Here is a 21,438-nt window from a genome sequence, read left to right as displayed (position 1 = left end):
AATGCTGAGTCCTTATATGTCGCCCGTCGAGCGGGTGTGGTTCTACAGTTTGCGGATTCTCTGCGGCCTGATTCTGCTGTTCCTGATTCTGCCGGTGCTGGTGATCATTCCGTTGTCGTTCAACTCCGGCAGCTTCCTGGTGTATCCGCTGCAAGGCTTCTCGCTGCATTGGTACCAGGACTTCTTCGCCTCGGCGGAATGGATGCGCGCCTTGAAGAACAGCATCATCGTCGCCCCGGCGGCGACGGTGCTGGCAATGATCTTCGGCACGCTGGCGGCGATTGGCCTGACGCGCGGTGACTTCCCCGGAAAATCACTGGTGATGGCATTGGTCATTTCGCCGATGGTGGTGCCGGTGGTGATCATCGGGGTGGCGAGTTACCTGTTCTTCGCGCCGCTGGGCCTGGGCAACAGCTTCTTCTCGTTGATCGTGGTGCACGCCGTGTTGGGTGTGCCGTTCGTGATCATTACCGTGTCGGCGACGCTGCAGGGGTTCAACCACAATCTGGTGCGCGCAGCCGCCAGCCTTGGGGCTTCGCCGCTGACGGCGTTCCGTCGGGTCACCTTGCCGCTGATCGCGCCGGGCGTGATTTCGGGGGCGCTGTTCGCCTTTGCCACCTCGTTCGATGAAGTGGTAGTGACGCTGTTTCTCGCCGGTCCGGAGCAGGCAACCTTGCCCCGGCAGATGTTCAGCGGCATTCGCGAAAACCTCAGCCCGACCATTGCCGCCGCGGCGACGCTGCTGATCGCCTTCTCGGTGATCCTGCTGCTGACCCTCGAATGGCTGCGCGGGCGCAGCGAAAAACTGCGTACCGCCCAGGTCTGAAGCCACGCACGATCACCTGTAGGAGCGAGCCTGCTCGCGATGGTCGTCAACGATAACGCTGGAAGCCTGACACCCAGCGGCGTTTACAAGCCCATCGCGAGCATGCTCGCTCCTACAGTGTTTCGGGCGTTTTCGGGATCTCCGGTCATTCACGACCTGAATAGCAGACAACCCTCAATCCCCAGCTACTATTGTGCCCAGCTCCCCTACCTATAAGAGGCTGCGCACGATGAGTCTTTCCTCTTTCAAAATCGCTCACAAACTGATCACCGGCGCAGGGGCCATAGAGCAACTGGCCGCCGAGCTCACACGCCTGGACATCGATAACCCGTTGATTGTCACCGACGCCGCGCTGGTCAAGTCCGGTACGGTCGAGCTGGCACTGGCGCAGCTCGGTGGTCGCACTTACGAGATTTTTGACCGCGTGCTGCCGGACCCGGAAATCGCCATCGTCGAAGACTGCATGCGCGTTTACCGCGAAGGCGGGCACGACGGGCTGATCGGGCTGGGCGGCGGCAGTGCAATCGACATCGCCAAAAGCGTTGCCGCGTATGCCGGCTATCACGGCGAGCTGGAAGACCTCTTCGGTGTCGACCAGGTACCGCGCAAGGGGCCACCGCTGATCGCCATCCCGACCACCGCCGGCACCGGCTCGGAAGTGACCAACGTCGCCATCCTCTCCGACAAGGTGGCGCAGCTTAAGAAGGGCATCGTCAGCGACTATCTATTGCCGGACGTGGCGCTGGTCAGTCCGCAAATGACCCTGACCTGTCCGCGCAGCGTCACCGCGGCCAGTGGCGTCGACGCGCTGGTGCACGCCATCGAGTCCTATCTGTCGGTCAACGCCTCGGCGATTACCGACGCCCTGGCCATCGGCGCGATCAAGCTGATTGCCAAGGCCCTGCCCAAGGCCTATGCCAACCCGTCCAATCTGCAGGCCCGCGAAGACATGGCCACCGCCAGCCTGATGGCCGGCATGGCGTTCGGTAACGCCGGCGTCGGCGCGGTGCATGCGTTGGCGTATCCGCTGGGCGGTCGCTTCAACATTGCCCATGGCGTCAGTAACGCCTTGCTGCTGCCATATGTGATGACCTGGAACAAAATGGCCTGTGTCGAGCGCATGCAGGATATTGCCGAAGCCATGGGGGTGAAAACCGCTCATCTGAGCGCCAACGAAGCAGCCGATAAAGCCGTCGAGGCGATGACTGAACTGTGCGCGGCGGTGGAAATCCCGTCAGGCCTGCGCAGTTTCGGCGTCCCCGAGGACGCCATCCCCGCCATGGCCGTGGAAGCCGCCGGCATCGAGCGTCTGATGCGCAACAATCCGCGCAAATTGAGCGCGATCGATATCGAGAAGATCTACCGCGCGGCCTACTGATCATCGCGGCCACGTCGCGCGCGTCAAAGCATGAGGTATACAATGCGCGCCATCGTGATTCTGCTCAGAAAAGGTGCGTCATGCAGCCCTTCGTAATTGCTCCGTCGATTCTCTCCGCCGACTTCGCCCGCCTGGGCGAGGAAGTGGACAACGTTCTGGCCGCTGGCGCCGACTTCGTGCACTTCGATGTCATGGACAACCACTACGTGCCGAACCTGACCATCGGCCCGATGGTCTGCGCCGCGCTGCGCAAGTACGGCGTCACCGCGCCGATCGACGCACATTTGATGGTCAGCCCGGTGGACCGCATCGTCGGTGACTTCATCGAAGCCGGCGCGACCTACATCACCTTCCACCCGGAAGCGACGCAACACGTCGACCGTTCCCTGCAATTGATCCGCGAGGGCGGCTGCAAGTCGGGCCTGGTGTTCAACCCGGCGACCCCGCTGGACGTGCTCAAGTACGTGATGGACAAGGTCGACATGATCCTGCTGATGAGCGTCAACCCAGGCTTCGGCGGGCAGAAGTTCATCCCCGGCACCCTCGACAAGCTGCGTGAAGCGCGCGCGTTGATCGATGCGTCGGGCCGCGACATCCGCCTGGAAATCGACGGCGGCGTGAACGTGAACAACATTCGTGAAATCGCCGCCGCTGGCGCCGACACCTTCGTGGCCGGCTCGGCGATCTTCAATGCACCGAACTATCAGGAAGTGATCGAGAAGATGCGCGCCGAATTGGCCCTGGCCCGTCCATGAGCGGTTTTGAGCAACTGTTCCCCGGCCGTCTTCCGCGTCTGGTGATGTTCGATCTGGATGGCACGCTGGTCGATTCGGTCCCCGACCTCGCGGCGGCGGTGGATAACATGCTGCTCAAACTCGGGCGCAAACCGGTCGGCATCGAATCGGTGCGGGACTGGGTGGGCAACGGCGTGCACATGCTGGTGCGCCGGGCCCTGGCCAACCACATCGACGCCGAAGGGGTCGACGAGGTCGAAGCCGAGCACGCCCTGGAACTGTTCAACGGCTTTTATGAGGACGGTCACGACCTGACGGTGGTTTACCCCGGTGTGCGCGACACGCTCAAGTGGCTGAATAAACAGGGCGTGGAAATGGCCCTGATCACCAACAAGCCGGAGCGCTTCGTCGCGCCGCTGCTGGATCAGATGAAAATCGGCCGCTACTTCAAGTGGATCATCGGTGGCGACACCCTGCCGCAGAAGAAACCCGATCCGGCGGCGCTGTTTTTCGTGATGAAAATGGCCAACATCCCGGCGTCGCAGTCACTGTTTGTCGGCGATTCGCGCAGCGATGTGCTGGCGGCGAAAGCGGCGGGGGTCAAATGCGTCGCCCTCAGCTACGGCTACAACCATGGCCGGCCAATTGCCGAAGAGTCGCCAGCGCTGGTCATCGACGACCTGCGCCAGCTAATTCCCGGTTGCCTGGATCCGGCTGCTGGGATAACGTTGGCCGACGCTGTTCAACCCCCTTCTGGAAACGCCATCGTGGTGGTCACTCGCAAACTCTGGATGAAAGTCATCAAGGCCCTGGCCCGCTGGCGTTGGCGCGCCTGACTTGTTCCTGGCCGGTCTTGCCGGCGCGTTTGCATACCTGACTGTTAGCACCTCAAGCCACGAGGCTACACCATGATCCGCGAAGAATTCCTGCGTTTGGCCGCTGCCGGCTATAACCGCATCCCGCTTGCCTGCGAAACCCTGGCCGACTTCGACACGCCGCTGTCGATCTACCTGAAACTGGCCGATGAGCCCAATTCCTACCTGCTCGAATCCGTGCAGGGCGGGGAGAAGTGGGGTCGCTACTCGATCATCGGCCTGCCGTGCCGCACTGTGCTGCGGGTTCATGATCATCACGTCAGCGTGACCCATGACGGCGTCGAGATCGAAAGCCACGATGTGGAAGATCCGCTGGCGTTCGTCGAAGCCTTCAAGGCGCGTTACAACGTGCCGATCATTCCAGGGCTGCCGCGTTTCAACGGCGGACTGGTGGGTTATTTCGGCTACGACTGCGTGCGTTATGTGGAGAAGCGTCTGGGCAAGTGCCCGAACCCGGACCCACTGGGCGTGCCGGACATTCTGCTGATGGTCTCCGACGCCGTGGTGGTGTTCGATAACCTTGCCGGCAAGATGCATGCGATCGTCCTGGCCGACCCGGCGCAGGAAGACGCCTTCGAGCAGGGTCGCGCCCGCCTGGAAGAGCTGCTGGAAAAACTCCGCCAGCCGATCACCCCGCGCCGTGGCCTGGATTTCAGCAAGCAACAATCGGCCGATCCGGTGTTTCGCTCCAGTTTTACCCAGGACGACTACGAAAAAGCCGTCGACACCATCAAGGAGTACATCCTGGCCGGTGATTGCATGCAGGTCGTGCCGTCCCAGCGCATGTCGATCGACTTCAGGGCAGCACCGATCGATCTGTATCGGGCGCTGCGTTGCTTCAACCCGACGCCTTACATGTACTTCTTCAACTTCGGCGACTTCCACGTCGTCGGCAGTTCGCCAGAAGTGCTGGTGCGGGTCGAAGACAACCTGATCACCGTGCGCCCGATCGCCGGGACTCGTCCTCGCGGCGCGAACGAAGAAGCGGACCTGGCGCTGGAAAAAGACCTGCTGTCCGACGACAAGGAAATCGCCGAACACCTGATGCTGATCGACCTCGGTCGTAACGACACCGGTCGCGTCTCGGAAATCGGTTCGGTGAAGCTCACCGAGAAAATGGTCATCGAGCGTTATTCCAACGTGATGCACATTGTTTCCAACGTCACCGGGCAACTGAAGGCGGGGCTGACGGCGATGGATGCATTGCGGGCGATCCTGCCGGCGGGCACCTTGTCCGGAGCACCGAAGATTCGCGCGATGGAAATCATCGACGAACTGGAACCGGTCAAGCGCGGCGTCTACGGCGGCGCGGTCGGTTATTTCGCCTGGAACGGCAACATGGACACCGCGATTGCCATTCGCACCGCGGTGATCAAGAACGGTGAACTGCACGTGCAAGCCGGGGGTGGCATTGTGGCCGACTCGGTGCCGGCGCTGGAATGGGAAGAAACCCTGAACAAGCGTCGCGCCATGTTCCGCGCAGTAGCCCTGGCTGAACAAACCCCGGAAAGCTGACCGGTGAGCCCGGCCCGTATGCCATGTCGCTTTGCCTGACAAAGCGCTGGACGCTGCGGGTCGCTCATTCGAAGGCAGTCTTTAAAGTCAGTGAATTCAAGAGGTTCCAAGCCATGTTGCTGATGATCGATAACTACGACTCTTTTACTTACAACGTTGTGCAATACCTTGGTGAGCTCGGCTCCCAGGTCAAAGTTGTGCGCAACGATGAACTCACCATCGCCGAAATTGAAGCCCTCAACCCTGAGCGGATCGTGGTTTCTCCTGGCCCTTGCACGCCGACCGAAGCCGGTATTTCAATCGAAGCGATCAAGCATTTCGCCGGCAAGCTGCCGATTCTGGGTGTGTGCCTGGGACATCAGTCCATCGGCCAGGCGTTTGGCGGCGATGTGGTCCGTGCCCGCCAGGTCATGCATGGCAAGACCAGCCCGGTGTTCCACGAGGACAAAGGCGTTTTCGAAGGCCTGAATCATCCGTTGACAGTTACTCGCTACCACTCCTTGATCGTCAAGCGCGAAACTCTGCCCGACTGCCTGGAGCTGACCGCCTGGACCCAGCTTGAAGACGGATCGGTCGACGAGATCATGGGCTTGCGCCACAAGACGCTGAATATCGAAGGTGTGCAGTTCCACCCGGAGTCGATCCTGACCGAACAGGGCCACGAGCTGTTTGCCAATTTCCTCAAACAAACCGGCGGCACGCGCTAGGGACTTTTTATGAACATCAAGACAGCCCTGAGCCGTATCGTCGATCACCTCGACCTCAGCACCGAAGAAATGCGCGATGTGATGCGCGAAATCATGACCGGACAATGCACTGACGCCCAAGTCGGCGCGTTCATGATGGCCATGCGCATGAAAAGCGAAAGCATCGACGAGATCGTTGGCGCCGTGTCGGTCATGCGCGAGCTGGCGGACAAGGTCGAGCTCAAGACCCTCGATGGCGTGGTCGACGTAGTCGGCACCGGTGGTGACGGGGCGAACATTTTCAACGTCTCGACCGCTTCCTCCTTCGTAGTGGCGGCGGCCGGATGCACCGTGGCCAAGCACGGTAACCGTGCGGTGTCGGGTAAAAGTGGCAGCGCCGATCTGCTGGAGGCGGCGGGTATCTACCTCAACCTGACTCCGGTGCAGGTGGCACGATGCATCGATAACGTCGGTATCGGTTTCATGTTCGCCCAGACGCATCACAGCGCCATGAAGCACGCCGCCGGTCCGCGCCGTGATTTGGGCCTGCGCACCTTGTTCAACATGCTCGGCCCGCTTACGAATCCGGCCGGCGTGAAGCATCAGGTGGTGGGCGTGTTCAGTCAGGCGTTGTGCCGGCCGTTGGCCGAAGTCTTGCAGCGTCTGGGTAGTAAGCATGTGCTGGTGGTGCATTCGAAGGATGGCCTCGACGAGTTCAGCCTGGCGGCACCGACTTTCGTTGCAGAATTGAAGAATGACCAGGTCAGTGAATATTGGGTCGAGCCGGAAGATCTGGGCATGAAGAGCCAGAGCCTGCACGGGCTGTCGGTGGAAAGCCCGGCGGCCTCCCTTGAGCTGATTCGCGACGCCCTCGGAAAGCGCAAGACCGAAAACGGTCAGAAAGCCGCCGAGATGATCGTGCTCAATGCCGGTGCTGCGCTATACGCTGCCGACCTGGCGACCAGTTTGAAAGAGGGCGTTGCCCTGGCGCACGATGCGCTGCACACAGGCCTCGCTCGGGAGAAACTCGAGGAGCTGGGTGCATTTACCGCGGTATTCAGAGTGGAGAATGAGGGATGAGTGTACCGACGGTTCTGGAAAACATTCTGGCGCGCAAAGTCCAGGAAGTCGCCGAGCGTAGCGCTCGTGTGAGTCTGGCCGAGCTGGAAAGTCTGGCCAAGGCGGCCGATGCACCCCGTGGTTTTGCCAAGGCCCTGATTGCTCAGGCCAAGTTGAAACAGCCGGCGGTCATTGCGGAAATCAAGAAGGCCTCGCCGAGCAAGGGCGTTATTCGCGAGCATTTCGTTCCCGCCGATATTGCCAAGAGCTACGAGAAGGGCGGCGCGACCTGCCTGTCGGTGCTGACCGACATCGATTACTTCCAGGGTGCCGATGCCTACCTGCAACAGGCGCGGGCGGCGTGCAACCTGCCGGTGATCCGCAAGGACTTCATGATCGATCCGTACCAGATCGTCGAAGCGCGGGCATTGGGCGCGGACTGCGTGCTGTTGATCGTCTCCGCGCTGGATGACGTGAAAATGGCCGAGCTGGCGGCGGTGGCCAAGAGCGTCGGCCTTGATGTGCTGGTGGAAGTCCACGATGGCGACGAGCTGGAGCGCGCCTTGAAAACCCTCGACACACCGCTGGTGGGCGTGAATAACCGCAACCTGCACACCTTCGATGTCAGCCTGGAAACCACGCTCGATCTGTTGCCGCGGATTCCGCGCGATCGTTTGGTGATCACCGAAAGCGGCATTCTCAATCGGGCGGATGTCGAGCTGATGGAAATCAGCGATGTGTATGCGTTCCTGGTTGGCGAAGCGTTCATGCGCGCCGAAAGCCCTGGCACCGAGTTGCAGCGTCTGTTCTTTCCTGAGCGCGGCGTTGCGGTCAGCGGCTCGACCCTTGACTGAAAGGCTTCGCAAGCAGGCTCGCTCCCACGTTTGAATGTGAACTAAACGTGGGGGCGAGCCTCCTGCTCGCGAAAGCGGCATAAGAAACACCACAGACTTTATGTCCTATGGAATACCTTATGACCCCCACTTCATTGCTCATCGAGGCAGGCCTGCAAGCCGAACAGGATTTGCTGGCCGCCATCTGCACTGGCGATTCCGAATTTGGCCTGCTGTTCTGGCAACCCCGCGATCAAGCGCTGGTCATGCCTCGACGCTTGAACCGCCTCCCTGGTTTCGAGGCCGCCTGCAAGGTATCGGCTTCGGCAGGTTGGCCGGTACTGCTGCGCGAAACCGGCGGTGAACCGGTGCCGCAGTCGGCAACGACCCTCAACATCGCGCTGGTCTATGCGCCGCCGCGCAGCGAGGGCGACCAGAATCGTATCGAGACTGCTTATCGTCGGCTCTGTGATCCGATCTGTCAGTTGCTGGATGAATTGGGCGGCGTTTCGTCTTTGGGCGAAGTGGACGGTGCATTTTGCGATGGCCGCTTCAACGTCAACCTTGACGGCCGCAAGATGGTCGGCACCGCTCAGCGCTGGCGCCAGAGCAAGGGTGGCTCACGGCCTGTCGGACTGGTGCACGGTGCCATGTTGCTGGATGACGACCGCGACTCGATGGTTGCAGCGGTCAATCGCTTCAATGAAGCGTGCGGTCTGGAGCAGCGGGTTCGTGCCGAGAGCCATATTGCCTTGCATGAGAAGTTCGCCGCGCCGGATGCGTTGGAGCGGCTCGATGCACTTTATCGCCAGTTGCTGGCAGACATGTTCAATGCTTAGCGCGTACCGAAGACCACCATCGTCTTGCCTTTGACGTCCACCAGGTTGCGCTCTTCCAGATCCTTGAGCACCCGACCGACCATTTCCCGCGAACACCCGACAATCCGCCCGATTTCCTGACGGGTCACCTTGATCTGCATGCCATCGGGGTGGGTCATGGCATCCGGCTGCTTGCACAGTTCCAGCAGGCAACGGGCCACACGGCCGGTGACGTCGAAGAACGCCAGGTCGCCGACCTTGCGGGTGGTGTTGCGCAGGCGTTGTGCGATTTGTCCGCTAAGTACGTAAAGAATGTCTGGATCTTGCTGGGACAATTCGCGGAACTTCGCGTAGCTGATTTCCGCAACTTCACATTCGATCTTGGCGCGCACCCAGGCGCTGCGCTCCTGCTCCAGACCGGCCTGTTCAAACAGGCCCAGCTCTCCAAAAAAGTCCCCGGCGTTCAGGTAGGAGATGATCATTTCGCGACCATCGTCATCCTCGATCAGGATGGTGACCGAACCCTTGATGATGAAGAACAGCGTTTCCGAGCGGTCGCCCGCGCAAATGATATTGCTTTTGGCCGCATAGCGACGACGCTGGCAATGCATCAGCAGCTTGTCGAGGTTCTTGATTTTGGGTGTAGGGGCAATAGCAACCATGGTTGTATCCCGAAAAGACTGCACGGTGTGTTGTGGTTTCTAATAAGTGGTGAGGTTGTTGCGAGGCTGGCTATGCGCCATCGAATTGGCGTCAGCTTAACAGACACTTCCTGCAACATCCGAGATTTTACCTACAAGGCAAACGGTTATGTCCTAGGAAGGCGAGCGCTGTCAATCAAGGGCCCTGTGCTAAGCTGGCGACCCTTTTTTATACAGTGGAGTCTTGGCGATGAAGGCACGCATCCAATGGGCTGGCGAAGCCATGTTCCTCGGTGAATCCGGCAGCGGTCATGTCGTGGTGATGGACGGTCCGCCCGATGCCGGTGGTCGTAACCTGGGTGTCCGGCCGATGGAAATGCTCCTGCTGGGCGTTGGCGGTTGCAGCAATTTCGATGTGGTCAGCATCCTCAAGAAATCCCGCCAGGCCGTCGAAAGTTGCGAAGCCTTCCTTGAGGCCGAACGCGCGACCGAGGACCCGAAAGTCTTCACCAAGATCCACATGCACTTCGTGGTCAAGGGCCGTGGGTTGAAAGAAGCCCAGGTCAAACGCGCCATCGAGCTGTCTGCCGAGAAATATTGCTCGGCGTCGATCATGCTCGGCGCGGCGGGTGTTGCGATTACCCACGACTACGAGATCATCGAACTCGGTTGAATCGACATTCAACTATCATAAAAGCAGTGCAGACTCTGGCGATCCCTAGCTGACGTCTGCATAATGCGCCACTTTTTTCAGGGTAGTGGTCCGTCAGCCGACAGGCCGCTCGCCCGAACAGACAACCAAAATCGCCATCGCGAAGAGGTGTTAACCGTCCTACGCAGGTGCGTCGTTCGCATCTGACGGGCATGCTTGATCACGCGGCCCGGGCCGCAATACATAGAGAGTTTTTAACGGTGAAAAGCAAACTCAAGCTCCACGGGTTCAATAACCTGACAAAGACCTTGAGCTTCAACATCTATGACATCTGCTACGCGGAAACCCCGCAAGATCAGCAGGCCTACGTCGAGTACATCAATGAAGAGTACAACGCGAAACGCCTGACGCAGATTCTTACAGAAGTTGTCGATATCATTGGTGCCAACATCCTGAACATTGCCAGTCAGGACTACGACCCACAGGGCGCCAGCGTCACGATTCTGATCTCGGAAGAGCCGGTGACCCCGACTGAAAGCCAGATCGAAGAATCCCCGGGCCCGTTGCCCGAGATCATCCTGGCCCACCTCGACAAGAGCCACATTACGGTGCATACCTATCCGGAAATCCATCCGGTGGACGGGATTGCGACCTTCCGTGTGGATATCGATGTGTCGACCTGTGGCGTCATTTCACCGCTGAAAGCGCTAAATTTCCTGATTCACCAGTTCGATTCGGACATCGTGACCGTGGATTACCGCGTGCGCGGGTTCACCCGTGATGTCGAAGGCAAGAAGCACTTCATCGACCACGAGATCAACTCGATCCAGAACTACCTCTCCGAAGACACCCGCGACGCGTACCAGATGACCGACGTGAACGTGTACCAGGAGAACCTGTTCCACACCAAAATGCTGTTGAAGAACTTCGAACTGGATAACTACCTGTTCGGCGACGCGACCAGCAACCTGTCCCCTGAGCAGCGCGCTCAAGTGACCGACCGTGTGAAACACGAAATGCTCGAAATCTTCTACGCGCGCAACATGCCGACCTAAGGTTTCCGAGCACAAAAAAAGGCGACTCCCTCACGGCAGTCGCCTTTTTCATGTCTGGAATACAGCACGGTGTGAAAGCGGGCAAGCCCGCTTCACGGGTCAGATCCGATAAGTACTCTTGGTCATGACCTTGGCCATCAGACTCATCCCGAACTTCACCGGCGCCGGAAAACGAAAGCCGCCCGCATCCAGTGCGCTCTCCGCGTGGTGTTCTTCATCAGTACGCATCTGCTCAAGGATCGCCCGGGACTTTTCGTCCTCCGCCGGCAATTGCTCGAGGTGCTCATTCAAATGCTTGCAGACCTGATGCTCGGTCGCTGCCACAAAACCCAGGCTGACTTTATCGCTGATCAACCCGGCCACAGCGCCAATTCCGAAGGACATACCGTAAAACAGCGGATTGAGAATGCTGGTATGGCTGCCCAACTGCTTGATGCGCTGTTCGCACCAGACCAGATGGTCGATTTCTTCTTCGGCGGCATGTTCCATGGCCGCGCGTACTTGCGGCAGCTTGGCGGTCAGGGCCTGACCCTGATACAGCGCCTGGGCGCAGACCTCGCCGGTATGGTTGATGCGCATCAGACCGGCAACGTGCCGGGTGTCTTCGTCGCTCATTTGCACTTCCGGCTGGACGATGGCTGGCGACGGACGGTACGGCTGGCCACTGAAAGGCAACAGGGTACGCATGGCGGCATCGGCTTGCAGCAGAAGACGGTCAATCGGCGAGTAGTGACGTTGGGTAGTCATGCTGACCTCCGGGAAGAATCTCGGCGGCCAGTTTAACCCAATCGGCCGGGGAAGGTTTGCGCTGGGTCATCTTGTCTGTCGGAGCCAGCCTGCTGGCGATGGTCGTGAACGGTAACGCTGGAGGCGGTGTTCTTGAGTTCATCGCGAGCAGGCTCGCTCCTACAGGGGGGGCGTGCGAATCAGCCCGGTGGCCAATGCATCTGGCGCTGACCAAGAACGTGCATATGAATGTGATAAACGGTCTGCCCGCCTTCTTCATTGCAGTTCATGACGACACGAAAGCCTTTTTCACAGCCGAGTTCCAGTGCCAGACGCTGGGCGGTGAACAGGATATGCCCGGCCAGTGCCTTGTCGTCCTCGGTGAGGTCGTTCAGGGTGCGCACCGGTTTTTTCGGGATCACCAAAAAATGCACCGGTGCCTGTGGGGCGATGTCGTGGAAGGCCAGTACCTGGTCATCCTCGTAGATGATCTTCGCCGGGATTTCCCGGTTGATGATCTTGGTGAACAGAGTATCCACAGCTGTTTTCTCCGTTGTTTGGGCTGGCCCGAGTGTACCCATGGGGCATGCCCGAGCCCAGCCTTTTGCCTTGAGGGCGATCAGCGCGGGCAATAGGCCTTGTTGACCATGCCGACGATTGTCCGGGTCAGCCAGCGCGAGCCAAGCCTTGGCAGAAAGGCAAACCAGCGATTCAGGCGCCCGGGAATGATAATGGCGCGATTTTTTTCCAGCGCCCGCACGGTGTAGAGCGCGACTTCCTCGGGGCTCATCAGCATTTTGCTGTTGGTCAGTTTGCCGGTGTCCAGTTGTGCCGTGCGGAAAAACGCCGTGCGGGTCGGGCCGGGGCAGAGCACCGACACCTTGACCGCGCATTTCTTCAATTCGACGCGCAACCCTTCGGAAAAGTGCAGCACATACGCCTTGCTGGCGTAGTAAGTGCTCATCCAGGGGCCGGGGTGAAAGGCCGCGACCGACGCGACATTCAGAATCTGCCCGCCCCCTTGCAGCGCCATGCTGTTACCGATGGCATGACACAGGCGAGTCAGGGCCAGGATGTTCACTTCGATCAGGTCTTGTTCGGTCATCCAGTCCTGCGCCAGGAAGGGACCGCAGGTGCCGATGCCGGCGCAGTTCACCAGCAAATCGATGTGCCGGTCGCCTTCTTCCAGCTCCAGCAGAAACCCGGACAGCCGCAACGGCTCGCCGAGGTCGCAGGCGCGGAACAACACTTCCACGCCAAACCGTTGGGTTAGTTCAATCGCAATACTTTCCAGCTGATCACGCTGTCGGGCCACCAGAATCAGGCTGCGGCCGCGGCGCACCAGCGCTTCAGCCATCGCCAGGCCGATGCCGCTGGAAGCGCCAGTGATCAGAGCGTAACGGGTCATGCAGTTCTCCATCGCAACAGCTCCGCGCCGGCGACGCAGGTGTCACGGGCGGGGAGCGCTGTTCATTCTTTTGCAGAGTCTACAGGGCCGGGGGCTTCTTCGGCTTCATCCTCTGTGGAATCAGGCACTTGCTCGGCTTCAGCCGGCTCGACTTCCACCTCGTCGGTGGTCTCCGAGCCGCTGTCATAGCTGGTTTCGGCAGCGTTTTCGTACTCCTGCTGGATCGCGCTGTAGCCGCCAGCCATCGCGCCAATAATGACGACGACAATCATCACGAGCCACAACGAAGACAGGACCCTGACGGCGGTGTTGTTCGGCGGCGGAGGCGGGCCGTAGCGATTGGCGACGTTGGTGCCAGGTACGCACATGATCACGAACGGGAAGAAACTGCCCACGAACGGCACGAGATTCAGTAACCAGAGCCAGCCCGACCAGCCGATGTCATGCAGGCGCTGAACGCTGATCTGGATGCTCACGACGGCGATAGCGATGCACAGGAAGAAGGCCACAATGCCTCCGACAATCAGGCCTGCGGTTGAATCGCTGCTGATCAGGGCGAGCGCGAGCAAGGCGACGACCGAGCCGATGCCCAGCATCACCAGCGTCAGTACCATGGTCCAAGCCAGGTAACGCAAGCGGCCGATACGGCCTTCGACGCCGAAAGGTTTGAGCGTGGCGAACGGCGGCAGGTTTTCACCAACGGTCGCGCGGGGTGGGGCATAGGGCGATTCGGGGTCTGCAAAGACCGGTTCGCTTCTGGCAGGGGCGTGGTGAGCGTCGGCCAGGCTCAATTCAATCGAGGGTTCCGCTTCGATACGGGCTTCGATGCCGGTTTTCGTCAGCGCCTCGAGGTAGGTTTGCGCCTCGGCCTGCGACAGACCTTGCTTGAGCGTAACTTTTTGCCCGGTGAACAGCCGCTCCACAGCCGTCACCTCGCTTTTGTACAGCGCCGCCAGATTGAGTTTGGCGGTGGTGATATCGACACCCGGCAGCAGAGCGCCGTCGAATACGATCCTGAAACGGTTGTCGCTCATTGCGAGGCATCCTTGTCGCGAGGTTTGAATAGTTAAAGTGTTGCCGAGTGTAAGGCCAGTCGGGGATGACTGGCCAAGTTTTCCTGTCAGCGTGGCCAGCGCTTCGGCAGCTGTTCCGCCAGTTCCAGCGCCTTGCGGTATTCAGCGTCCAATCGCGCGACCAATTGATCCACGCTCGGCAAGTCATCGATCTCACCGACGCCCTGGCCGGCAGACCACACGGTTTTCCAGGCCTTGGCCTCATCGCTCAAGGGCTTGAGCTTGGAGCCGAAGTTGACCTCGCCCTTGTTCTGCAAAGCCGCCATGTCGAAACCGGCCGCTTCCAGGCTTTGTCGCATGAAGCTCGCCGGAACGCCCGAGACGGCGGGAGTATGGATGATGTCCGCCGCTCGGGACGTCAGCAGCATTTCTTTGTAAGCGTCGGGCGCGTGACTTTCTGTGGTGCCGATAAAACGCGTACCAAAGTAGGCCAAATCCGCCCCCAGCAATTGGGCCGCGAGAATCTCGTGGCCGTGGTTCAAGCAACCGGCCAGCAGTAACGTCTTGTCGAAGAATTGGCGGATTTCGGCAATCAGCGAGAACGGGCTCCAGGTGCCGGCATGTCCGCCGGCGCCCGCCGCCACCGCGATCAAGCCATCGACGCCGGCTTCGGCGGCTTTCTCGGCATGTCGACGTGTCGTCACATCATGGAAAACCAGGCCGCCATAGCTGTGAACCGCATCAACCAGTTCCTTCACGGCGCCAAGGCTGGTGATCACGATCGGCACTTTGTGCTCGACGCAGATTTCCAGGTCTGCTTGCAGCCGCGGGTTGCTGTTGTGGACTATCAGATTCACCGCATACGGCGCGGGGTTCTGCAGTGTCGCCAGGCCTGCTTCGATTTCTTCCAGCCAGGCCTTGAACCCGCTGCTTTCACGCTGATTCAGCGCAGGAAAGCTGCCCACCACGCCATTGCGGCAGCAGGCGAGCACCAGTTGTGGATTGGAAATCAGGAACATCGGCGCCGCCACGACGGGCAAGCGCAGGCGTTGTTCGAGCAAAGCGGGCAGCGACATAGGAGGTACCCCGATAATGGATGCTGATTGAGGTTAGAACGGCCGAACGACGACCAGAATTACGATAGCCAGCAATATCAGAACCGGCACTTCGTTGAACCAGCGATAAAAGACATGGCTGCGGGTGTTCTCGCCACGGGCAAAACGTTTCACCTGCGCGCCACACATGTGGTGGTAGCCAATCAGCAGGACGACCAGGGTCAGCTTGGCGTGAATCCACCCGCCTTGGCTGAAGATGCTGGGGTTGAGGTAAATCAGTGCGATGCCGAATATCAGGGTGGCGATCATCGCCGGGCCCATGATGCCGCGATACAGCTTGCGCTCCATGACGCTGAAGCGTTCCTTGCTGACGGTGTCTTCGCTTTGCGCGTGGTAGACGAACAGGCGCGGCAGGTAGAACAGGCCGGCAAACCAGCAGACCATGCTGACGATATGAAAAGCTTTAAGCCACAGATAGAGCATTTTTAGTTATTCCCAGGTTCACGGTAGCCCGGATAGTAGAGGCTTGAGGCTCCGCACGTCACCTTGCCGGTTGTCGCAGGACGATACGGGCCCTATTATCGACGGCTTTCCAGTGGGTTCGTTGAGGGCAGGTTTATGGTCAAGGTCGGTATTGTCGGCGGCACGGGTTACACCGGTGTCGAACTGCTGCGTCTGTTGGCACAGCATCCGCAGGCTGAGGTGGTTGTCATCACCTCCCGATCCGAGGCCGGTCTGGCCGTGGCTGATCTGTACCCGAACCTGCGCGGTCACTACGATGGTCTCGCGTTCACCGTTCCGGACGTCAAAACTCTGGGCGCTTGCGATGTGGTGTTTTTCGCCACGCCTCACGGTGTTGCCCATGCGCTGGCCGGTGAGCTGCTGGCGGCCGGGACCAAAGTCATCGACTTGTCCGCGGACTTCCGACTGCAAGACGCTGATGAGTGGGCCAAGTGGTACGGTCAGCCGCACGGTGCACCGCAGTTGCTCGAAGAGGCCGTTTATGGCTTGCCGGAAGTCAATCGTGAACAGATCAAGCAGGCTCGCCTGATTGCTGTGCCGGGCTGCTATCCAACGGCCACGCAATTGGGTTTCCTGCCATTGCTTGAAGCAGGTCTGGCCGATACCACGCGCCTGATTGCGGACTGCAAATCCGGCGTCAGCGGTGCCGGCCGTGGCGCTTCCGTAGGTTCGCTGTACTCCGAAACGTCGGAAAGCATGAAAGCGTACGCCGTCAAAGGTCACCGTCACCTGCCGGAAATCCGCCAGGGGTTGCGTCGTGCGGCAGGCAAGGACGTCGGTCTGACCTTCGTACCGCACTTGACCCCGATGATTCGTGGCATTCACTCGACGCTGTACGCGACCGTGGTGGATCGCTCGGTGGATCTGCAGGCGCTGTTTGAAAAGCGCTACGCCAATGAACCGTTCGTCGACGTGATGCCTGCGGGCAGTCATCCGGAAACCCGTAGCGTGCGTGGCGCCAACGTCTGCCGTATCGCTGTGCATCGTCCACAGGATGGTGATCTGGTGGTGGTGTTGTCGGTGATCGATAACCTGGTCAAAGGTGCGTCGGGTCAGGCGGTTCAGAACCTGAATATCCTGTGTGGGCTGGATGAGCGTCTGGGCCTGTCCCACGCCGGCATGCTGCCATAAGGTTTGCCCCGCTCAGCAAAAAGGCCCATAGAAGGGCCTTTTTGCATTTCCAGCCGGCAATCGGGTTTATTGATATACCGTAACAATAGTTGACCGATTTTCTAGGAGAAGCGGATAATGCGCGTCATCACGCATTATGGCGGCGTAACGCCGGGAGATAGTTAGCATGAGCGTCGAATCCTTCACCCCCACGGCTTTGCAATTCACCCACGGTGCCGCGCACAAGGTGAAGAGCCTGGTCGATGAAGAGGGGAATGATCGCTTGAAGCTGCGCGTATTCGTTACGGGCGGTGGTTGTTCAGGTTTTCAGTACGGCTTCACCTTCGATGAGGAAGTGGCCGATGACGACACCATCGTCGAGCGCGAAGGCGTGAGTCTGGTCGTTGATCCGATGAGCTTCCAGTACCTGGCAGGTGCCGAGGTGGATTATCAGGAAGGTCTGGAAGGTTCGCGTTTTGTCATCAAGAACCCGAACGCCACCACCACGTGTGGCTGCGGCTCGTCGTTCTCGATCTGATCGGGCGTCAAGCATTACCCAGCGCCGCATGACCTCAGGGTTATGCGGCGTTTTGCTGTCCGGGATTCAAGCGGGGTAAATGGCGCCGAGTATGCGCAGGCCACGGGCGCCGGTGACGCTCGGGCGATTGGCCGCAATGCCCTCCAGGCAGCAATGGGCTAGCCAGGCGAAGGCCATGGCTTCGACCCAGTCCGGGTCAACACCGTGGGTGGCGGTACTGCTGACTTTTGCGTTGGGCAGGAGGCTGGCGAGGCGTTGCATAAGTGTGGCGTTATGAGCGCCACCGCCGCAGACCAGCAGCTCCCGGGTATCCGTTTGAGCGCTTTGCAGTGAGTCGATGATGGTCAGCGCGGTCAGTTCCAGCAGCGTTGCCTGCACGTCTGCGGCGGCAAACGTGGGCAGTTGTGCGAGGTGTTGTGTCAGCCATGGCAGGTTGAACACTTCGCGACCCGTGCTTTTCGGGCCTTTGGTCACGAAGAACGGGTCACCGAGCAGCGTTTTCAACAGAACAGGTTCCACCTTGCCGCTGGCAGCCCATTGGCCATCGCGGTCAAAGTTTTCGCCGCGTTGCTGATGAATCCAGGCATCCAGCAACACATTCCCAGGACCGCAGTCGAAACCGGCTACCGGTTTCCCAGGCTCGATCAGACTGAGATTGCTGAATCCGCCGACGTTCAGTACGGCGCGGTTACCACTTTGTTGGTCAAACAAGGCTTCGTGAAAGGCGGGAACCAGTGGCGCGCCTTGGCCGCCGGCGGCTACGTCACGGCTGCGGAAATCGCTGACCACCGTGATCCCGGTCAGTTCGGTCAGCAGGGCGGGGTTGCCGATCTGAACAGTGAAGCCGCGTGCTGGTTCGTGGCGAATGGTCTGGCCGTGGCTGCCAATCGCGCGAATGTCTTCGGGTTTAAGGTGTTGTTGATCTAGAAGGGTATGAATACCCTGCGCCGCCAGCTTCACCCAGTTTTGCTGGGCAATCGCTGAGCGGGCAATTTCGTCGGGGCCGCTGGCGCACAAGCCGAGCAGCTCGGTGCGCATGGAGTCAGGCATGGGAATGTAGTGCGTGGCGATCAGCTTGATCGCCGGTGTCAGCTCGACCAGCGCGATATCCAGGCCATCAAGGCTGGTCCCGGACATCACGCCTATATAGAGGGGCATGGTTTAGCGCTTGCTCGAAGCCAGCATGGTCGCTTTTTCCTGATCCATGCGCGCCATCAGCGGTTGACTTTGGGCAAGGAATCGCGCGCGCTCGGCTTTGGCGATCGGATCGGCCATCGGCAGTTTTTGCCCCAGGGGGTCTACGTGAACGCCGTTGACCTGGAACTCATAATGCAAGTGCGGGCCGGTGGAAAGGCCGGTAGTACCGATGTAGCCGATGACCTGGCCTTGCTTGACCGTGCCGCCAGTCTGTACGCCTTTGGCGAAGCCTTGCATGTGGCCATAGAGCGTGCGGTAGGTGTTGCCGTGCTGAATGATCACGGTGTTGCCGTAACCACCACGACGGCCGGCCAGCAGCACTTTGCCGTCACCTGCCGCCTTGATTGGCGTGCCGCGTGGGGCTGCGTAATCCACGCCTTTATGGGCGCGGATCTTGTTCAGGATCGGATGCTTGCGACCCATGGAAAACTTGGAGCTGATGCGCGCGAAGTCTACTGGAGTACGGATAAATGCCTTGCGCATGCTGTTGCCATCAGCGGTGTAATAGCTGCTATTGCCTTGTTTGTTGGTGTAGCGCACGGCGGTGTAAGTCTTGCCGCGGTTGGTGAAGCGCGCCGACAGGATCGGGCCGTTGCCGACGGCTTTGCCATTGACGACTTTCTGTTCGTAGATCACGTCGAACTCGTCGCCCTGGCGAATATCCTGGGCGAAGTCGACGTCGTAGCCGAACACGCTGGCCATGTCCATGGTCAAGCTATGGGACAGACCGGCACGGGCGGCGGATTGCGACAATGAATTGTTGATCACGCCGTGAACGTAGGCGGAACGCACCGTAGGCTGGGCAGTGATGCGATTGAATACGTAACCCTTGTCTTTCTTGGTCAGGGTGATGCTTTCGAGGTCGCTGACCTTGCTATGCAGGTTAGTCAGCTGCCCTTCAGGGTTTAGCTCGAATTCGAGTTTTTGGCCATGCTTGAGCTGGCTGAATTGCTTGGCTTGCTTGTCGCTGGCCAACACTTCATGCACAGACGCCGCGGGAAGGCCGACTTTCTCGAACAGGGTGGAGAGCGTGTCGCCTTTGGCAACGATCACTTCCCTGTGATTGGGCGCCTTCTTTTCTTCGGCGACCGGTGCGGGTGCGGCCTGGGCAGTTTCCTGCGGCTCTTCGGCGCTGTTTTCTATCTGCGCAAAAGGGGAGGTTACTGGCTCGTTTGTGGCTTGGACGGCATCGGCGGCGTCTTGATCTTGTGTCAGTTGTTCAGCAGGGCTTTCCAGTTCGAGACTCAGGGTAGTCTTTTTGGCCTCTACATCACTGGAAGGGAATACCAGAAGCGCCAGGCTCAGAAGGGCGGCGATGCCACTTGCTGCAAGCAGGTGGGTCTTCGGGTAAAGCGGCGGCGCTTTAGACGATTCTTTGGTCATAGGTAATTTTGACTTTGAAAAAGATGAATTGGAAAAGATGAATGACATGATGAAGATGAAATAACTGTATAAAATATAACCAAATCATCTCTGAAGCAAGTCCGTGGTCACTCTGCCAGTGGATTGGCGTCATCGCGCCGGCCAAACTTTGTATTTGACGCGTGATCTTGTATGGTTGGTCCCCTTTGAATTCGAGCCTTGCGGGTCTGTTATGAAGTCGGTTGAAGAGCAGCTAGCGCTGATCAAACGTGGTGCGGAAGAACTGTTGGTCGAGTCCGAGCTGATCGAAAAGCTCAAGCGTGGCCAGCCGCTGCGTATTAAGGCAGGCTTCGATCCGACCGCGCCGGATTTGCACCTTGGTCATACCGTGCTTATTAATAAGCTGCGGCAGTTCCAGGAGCTGGGGCATCAGGTAATTTTCCTTATAGGTGACTTCACCGGGATGATCGGTGATCCGAGTGGCAAAAGTGCAACACGACCGCCACTGACCCGCGAGCAGGTTCTCGAGAACGCCGAGACCTATAAGACGCAAGTGTTCAAAATTCTCGATCCGGCGAAGACCGAAGTAGCGTTCAACTCCACCTGGATGGATCAGATGGGGCCAGCCGATTTCATTCGCCTCACGTCGCAGTACACCGTTGCTCGTATGCTCGAGCGCGACGACTTCGACAAGCGCTATACCACCAATCAGCCAATTGCCATTCACGAGTTCCTTTATCCGCTGGTTCAGGGTTACGACTCGGTCGCTTTGCGTGCGGATGTGGAGTTGGGAGGCACCGATCAGAAATTCAACCTGCTGATGGGGCGCGAACTGCAGCGTGGTTATGGGCAGGAGCCGCAGTGCATTCTGACAATGCCGCTGCTTGAAGGTCTGGACGGCGTTAAGAAGATGTCCAAATCCTTGGGCAACTACGTCGGTATCCAGGAAGCGCCAGGTGTGATGTACAGCAAATTGGTTTCCATTCCGGACGCGCTGATGTGGCGTTACTTCGAATTGCTCAGCTTCCGCTCCATGGACGAGATCAATGCGTTCCGTGCTGATGTCGAGGCGGGGGCCAATCCGCGTGACATCAAGATCAAGCTGGCTGAAGAGATCGTTGCGCGCTTTCACGGTGAAGAGGCTGCGGCCAATGCGCATCGTGCGGCGGGCAATCGCATGAAAGAGGGTGAGTTGCCGGACGATTTGCCGGAAATCGAGCTGACCGCTACTGAAGACATGCCGATTGCTGCTGTTCTTAATAAGGCAGGTTTGGTGAAGAACTCGGCGGTGGCGCGCGATCTTCTGAATTCCGGCGGCGTGCGTATAGATGGCGAGGTTGTCGATCGCACCTTTATATATGTGCTGGGCGCGACCCATGTTTGTCAGGCGGGCAAGAAGGCGTTTGCGCGTATTTCGCTCAAATCGGAATAAAGC

At 59.2% G+C, this 21,438-nt stretch carries 23 protein-coding genes; 14 read left to right on the top strand and 9 right to left on the bottom strand.

The features are described from left to right. Nucleotide 1: 1 nt before the first annotated feature. The 9 genes from NTD84_RS18605 (at nt 2) to NTD84_RS18565 (ending at nt 8,745) form a co-directional block, all read left to right on the top strand. Nucleotides 2-826, top strand: coding sequence for an ABC transporter permease (locus NTD84_RS18605; RefSeq protein WP_262168323.1), 825 nt, complete (start codon nt 2-4; stop codon nt 824-826). Between the two features lie 229 nt (nt 827-1,055). Next, nucleotides 1,056-2,204, top strand: coding sequence for an iron-containing alcohol dehydrogenase (locus NTD84_RS18600; protein WP_262168321.1), 1,149 nt, complete (start codon nt 1,056-1,058; stop codon nt 2,202-2,204). Between the two features lie 80 nt (nt 2,205-2,284). Beyond that, on the top strand, nt 2,285-2,959 hold the full coding sequence (rpe, locus tag NTD84_RS18595) for a ribulose-phosphate 3-epimerase (RefSeq protein WP_059407370.1): 675 nt from the start codon (nt 2,285-2,287) through the stop codon (nt 2,957-2,959). Further along, the gene (locus NTD84_RS18590) at nt 2,956-3,774 is read left to right on the top strand and encodes a phosphoglycolate phosphatase (RefSeq protein ID WP_262168314.1); all 819 of its coding nucleotides are present in this window, start codon (nt 2,956-2,958) and stop codon (nt 3,772-3,774) included. The genes rpe and NTD84_RS18590 overlap by 4 nt, the downstream gene beginning before the upstream one ends. Nucleotides 3,775-3,846: 72 nt before the next feature. After that, nucleotides 3,847-5,328: an anthranilate synthase component I gene (gene trpE / locus NTD84_RS18585; protein ID WP_262168311.1), complete on the top strand. Its 1,482-nt coding sequence runs from the start codon at nt 3,847-3,849 to the stop codon at nt 5,326-5,328. A 113-nt stretch (nt 5,329-5,441) separates the two neighbouring features. Continuing rightward, complete coding sequence (locus NTD84_RS18580) at nt 5,442-6,035, top strand: aminodeoxychorismate/anthranilate synthase component II (protein WP_157713839.1); 594 nt, start codon at nt 5,442-5,444, stop codon at nt 6,033-6,035. A gap of 9 nt (nt 6,036-6,044) precedes the next feature. Further along, the gene (gene trpD, locus NTD84_RS18575; RefSeq protein WP_262168308.1) at nt 6,045-7,094 is read left to right on the top strand and encodes an anthranilate phosphoribosyltransferase; all 1,050 of its coding nucleotides are present in this window, start codon (nt 6,045-6,047) and stop codon (nt 7,092-7,094) included. Continuing rightward, on the top strand, nt 7,091-7,927 hold the full coding sequence (trpC, locus tag NTD84_RS18570; RefSeq protein WP_262168305.1) for an indole-3-glycerol phosphate synthase TrpC: 837 nt from the start codon (nt 7,091-7,093) through the stop codon (nt 7,925-7,927). Before trpD ends, trpC begins: the two co-directional genes overlap by 4 nt. Before the next feature lie 119 nt (nt 7,928-8,046). Continuing rightward, on the top strand, nt 8,047-8,745 hold the full coding sequence (locus NTD84_RS18565; RefSeq protein ID WP_262168303.1) for a biotin/lipoate A/B protein ligase family protein: 699 nt from the start codon (nt 8,047-8,049) through the stop codon (nt 8,743-8,745). Here NTD84_RS18565 and crp read toward each other — a convergent pair. Further along, nucleotides 8,742-9,386 (bottom strand): cAMP-activated global transcriptional regulator CRP, encoded by a 645-nt coding sequence (gene crp / locus NTD84_RS18560; RefSeq protein ID WP_262168300.1) that lies wholly within the window; start codon nt 9,384-9,386, stop codon nt 8,742-8,744. The genes NTD84_RS18565 and crp overlap by 4 nt on opposite strands. A 229-nt stretch (nt 9,387-9,615) precedes the next feature. On the opposite strand from crp, the gene NTD84_RS18555 reads away from it, so the two are divergent. Then, nucleotides 9,616-10,038, top strand: coding sequence for an OsmC family protein (locus tag NTD84_RS18555; protein ID WP_007941657.1), 423 nt, complete (start codon nt 9,616-9,618; stop codon nt 10,036-10,038). Between the two features lie 239 nt (nt 10,039-10,277). Next, nucleotides 10,278-11,072, top strand: a complete 795-nt coding sequence (gene speD / locus NTD84_RS18550) for an adenosylmethionine decarboxylase (protein ID WP_262168296.1) — start codon at nt 10,278-10,280, stop codon at nt 11,070-11,072. Nucleotides 11,073-11,171: 99 nt separating this feature from the next. On the opposite strand, the gene coq7 is transcribed toward speD, so the two are convergent. From coq7 to hemJ, 6 genes are all read right to left on the bottom strand, one after another. After that, a complete protein-coding gene (gene coq7 / locus NTD84_RS18545) occupies nt 11,172-11,819 on the bottom strand; it encodes a 2-polyprenyl-3-methyl-6-methoxy-1,4-benzoquinone monooxygenase (protein WP_262168293.1) in 648 nt (215 codons plus the stop codon). A gap of 179 nt (nt 11,820-11,998) precedes the next feature. Then, nucleotides 11,999-12,337, bottom strand: coding sequence for a histidine triad nucleotide-binding protein (locus tag NTD84_RS18540; RefSeq protein ID WP_008027110.1), 339 nt, complete (start codon nt 12,335-12,337; stop codon nt 11,999-12,001). Nucleotides 12,338-12,417: 80 nt separating this feature from the next. Further along, complete coding sequence (locus tag NTD84_RS18535; protein WP_262168287.1) at nt 12,418-13,206, bottom strand: SDR family NAD(P)-dependent oxidoreductase; 789 nt, start codon at nt 13,204-13,206, stop codon at nt 12,418-12,420. A 62-nt stretch (nt 13,207-13,268) separates the two neighbouring features. Next, nucleotides 13,269-14,240 carry a DUF805 domain-containing protein gene (locus NTD84_RS18530; protein ID WP_262168285.1) on the bottom strand — a complete coding sequence of 324 codons (972 nt, stop codon included), beginning with the start codon at nt 14,238-14,240 and terminating at the stop codon, nt 13,269-13,271. 86 nt (nt 14,241-14,326) lie between these two features. Next, entirely contained in the window at nt 14,327-15,295 is a 969-nt protein-coding gene (locus NTD84_RS18525) for an NAD(P)H-dependent flavin oxidoreductase (protein ID WP_262168282.1), read from the bottom strand. 33 nt (nt 15,296-15,328) lie between these two features. Further along, complete coding sequence (gene hemJ, locus NTD84_RS18520; RefSeq protein WP_262168280.1) at nt 15,329-15,757, bottom strand: protoporphyrinogen oxidase HemJ; 429 nt, start codon at nt 15,755-15,757, stop codon at nt 15,329-15,331. A 135-nt stretch (nt 15,758-15,892) separates the two neighbouring features. Between hemJ and argC the strand changes: the two genes are divergently transcribed. Together argC and erpA are read left to right on the top strand one after the other, a co-directional pair. Beyond that, nucleotides 15,893-16,927, top strand: coding sequence for an N-acetyl-gamma-glutamyl-phosphate reductase (argC, locus tag NTD84_RS18515; RefSeq protein WP_262168277.1), 1,035 nt, complete (start codon nt 15,893-15,895; stop codon nt 16,925-16,927). A gap of 166 nt (nt 16,928-17,093) precedes the next feature. Continuing rightward, entirely contained in the window at nt 17,094-17,444 is a 351-nt protein-coding gene (erpA, locus tag NTD84_RS18510; RefSeq protein WP_007906865.1) for an iron-sulfur cluster insertion protein ErpA, read from the top strand. Nucleotides 17,445-17,510: 66 nt separating this feature from the next. On the opposite strand, the gene NTD84_RS18505 is transcribed toward erpA, so the two are convergent. Next, on the bottom strand, nt 17,511-18,602 hold the full coding sequence (locus NTD84_RS18505) for an anhydro-N-acetylmuramic acid kinase (RefSeq protein ID WP_262168275.1): 1,092 nt from the start codon (nt 18,600-18,602) through the stop codon (nt 17,511-17,513). Nucleotides 18,603-18,605: 3 nt separating this feature from the next. Then, entirely contained in the window at nt 18,606-20,024 is a 1,419-nt protein-coding gene (locus NTD84_RS18500) for a peptidoglycan DD-metalloendopeptidase family protein (RefSeq protein ID WP_262168273.1), read from the bottom strand. Nucleotides 20,025-20,235: 211 nt separating this feature from the next. Here NTD84_RS18500 and tyrS point away from each other — a divergent pair, with 211 nt between their 5' ends. Further along, a complete protein-coding gene (gene tyrS, locus NTD84_RS18495; RefSeq protein ID WP_262168272.1) occupies nt 20,236-21,435 on the top strand; it encodes a tyrosine--tRNA ligase in 1,200 nt (399 codons plus the stop codon). Nucleotides 21,436-21,438: the final 3 nt, after the last annotated feature.

Origin of the sequence: Pseudomonas sp. 14P_8.1_Bac3 (genome assembly GCF_025466085.1) — a bacterium.
Lineage (GTDB): Bacteria > Pseudomonadota > Gammaproteobacteria > Pseudomonadales > Pseudomonadaceae > Aquipseudomonas.
This window is presented reverse-complemented; position numbering and strand designations above follow the sequence as displayed.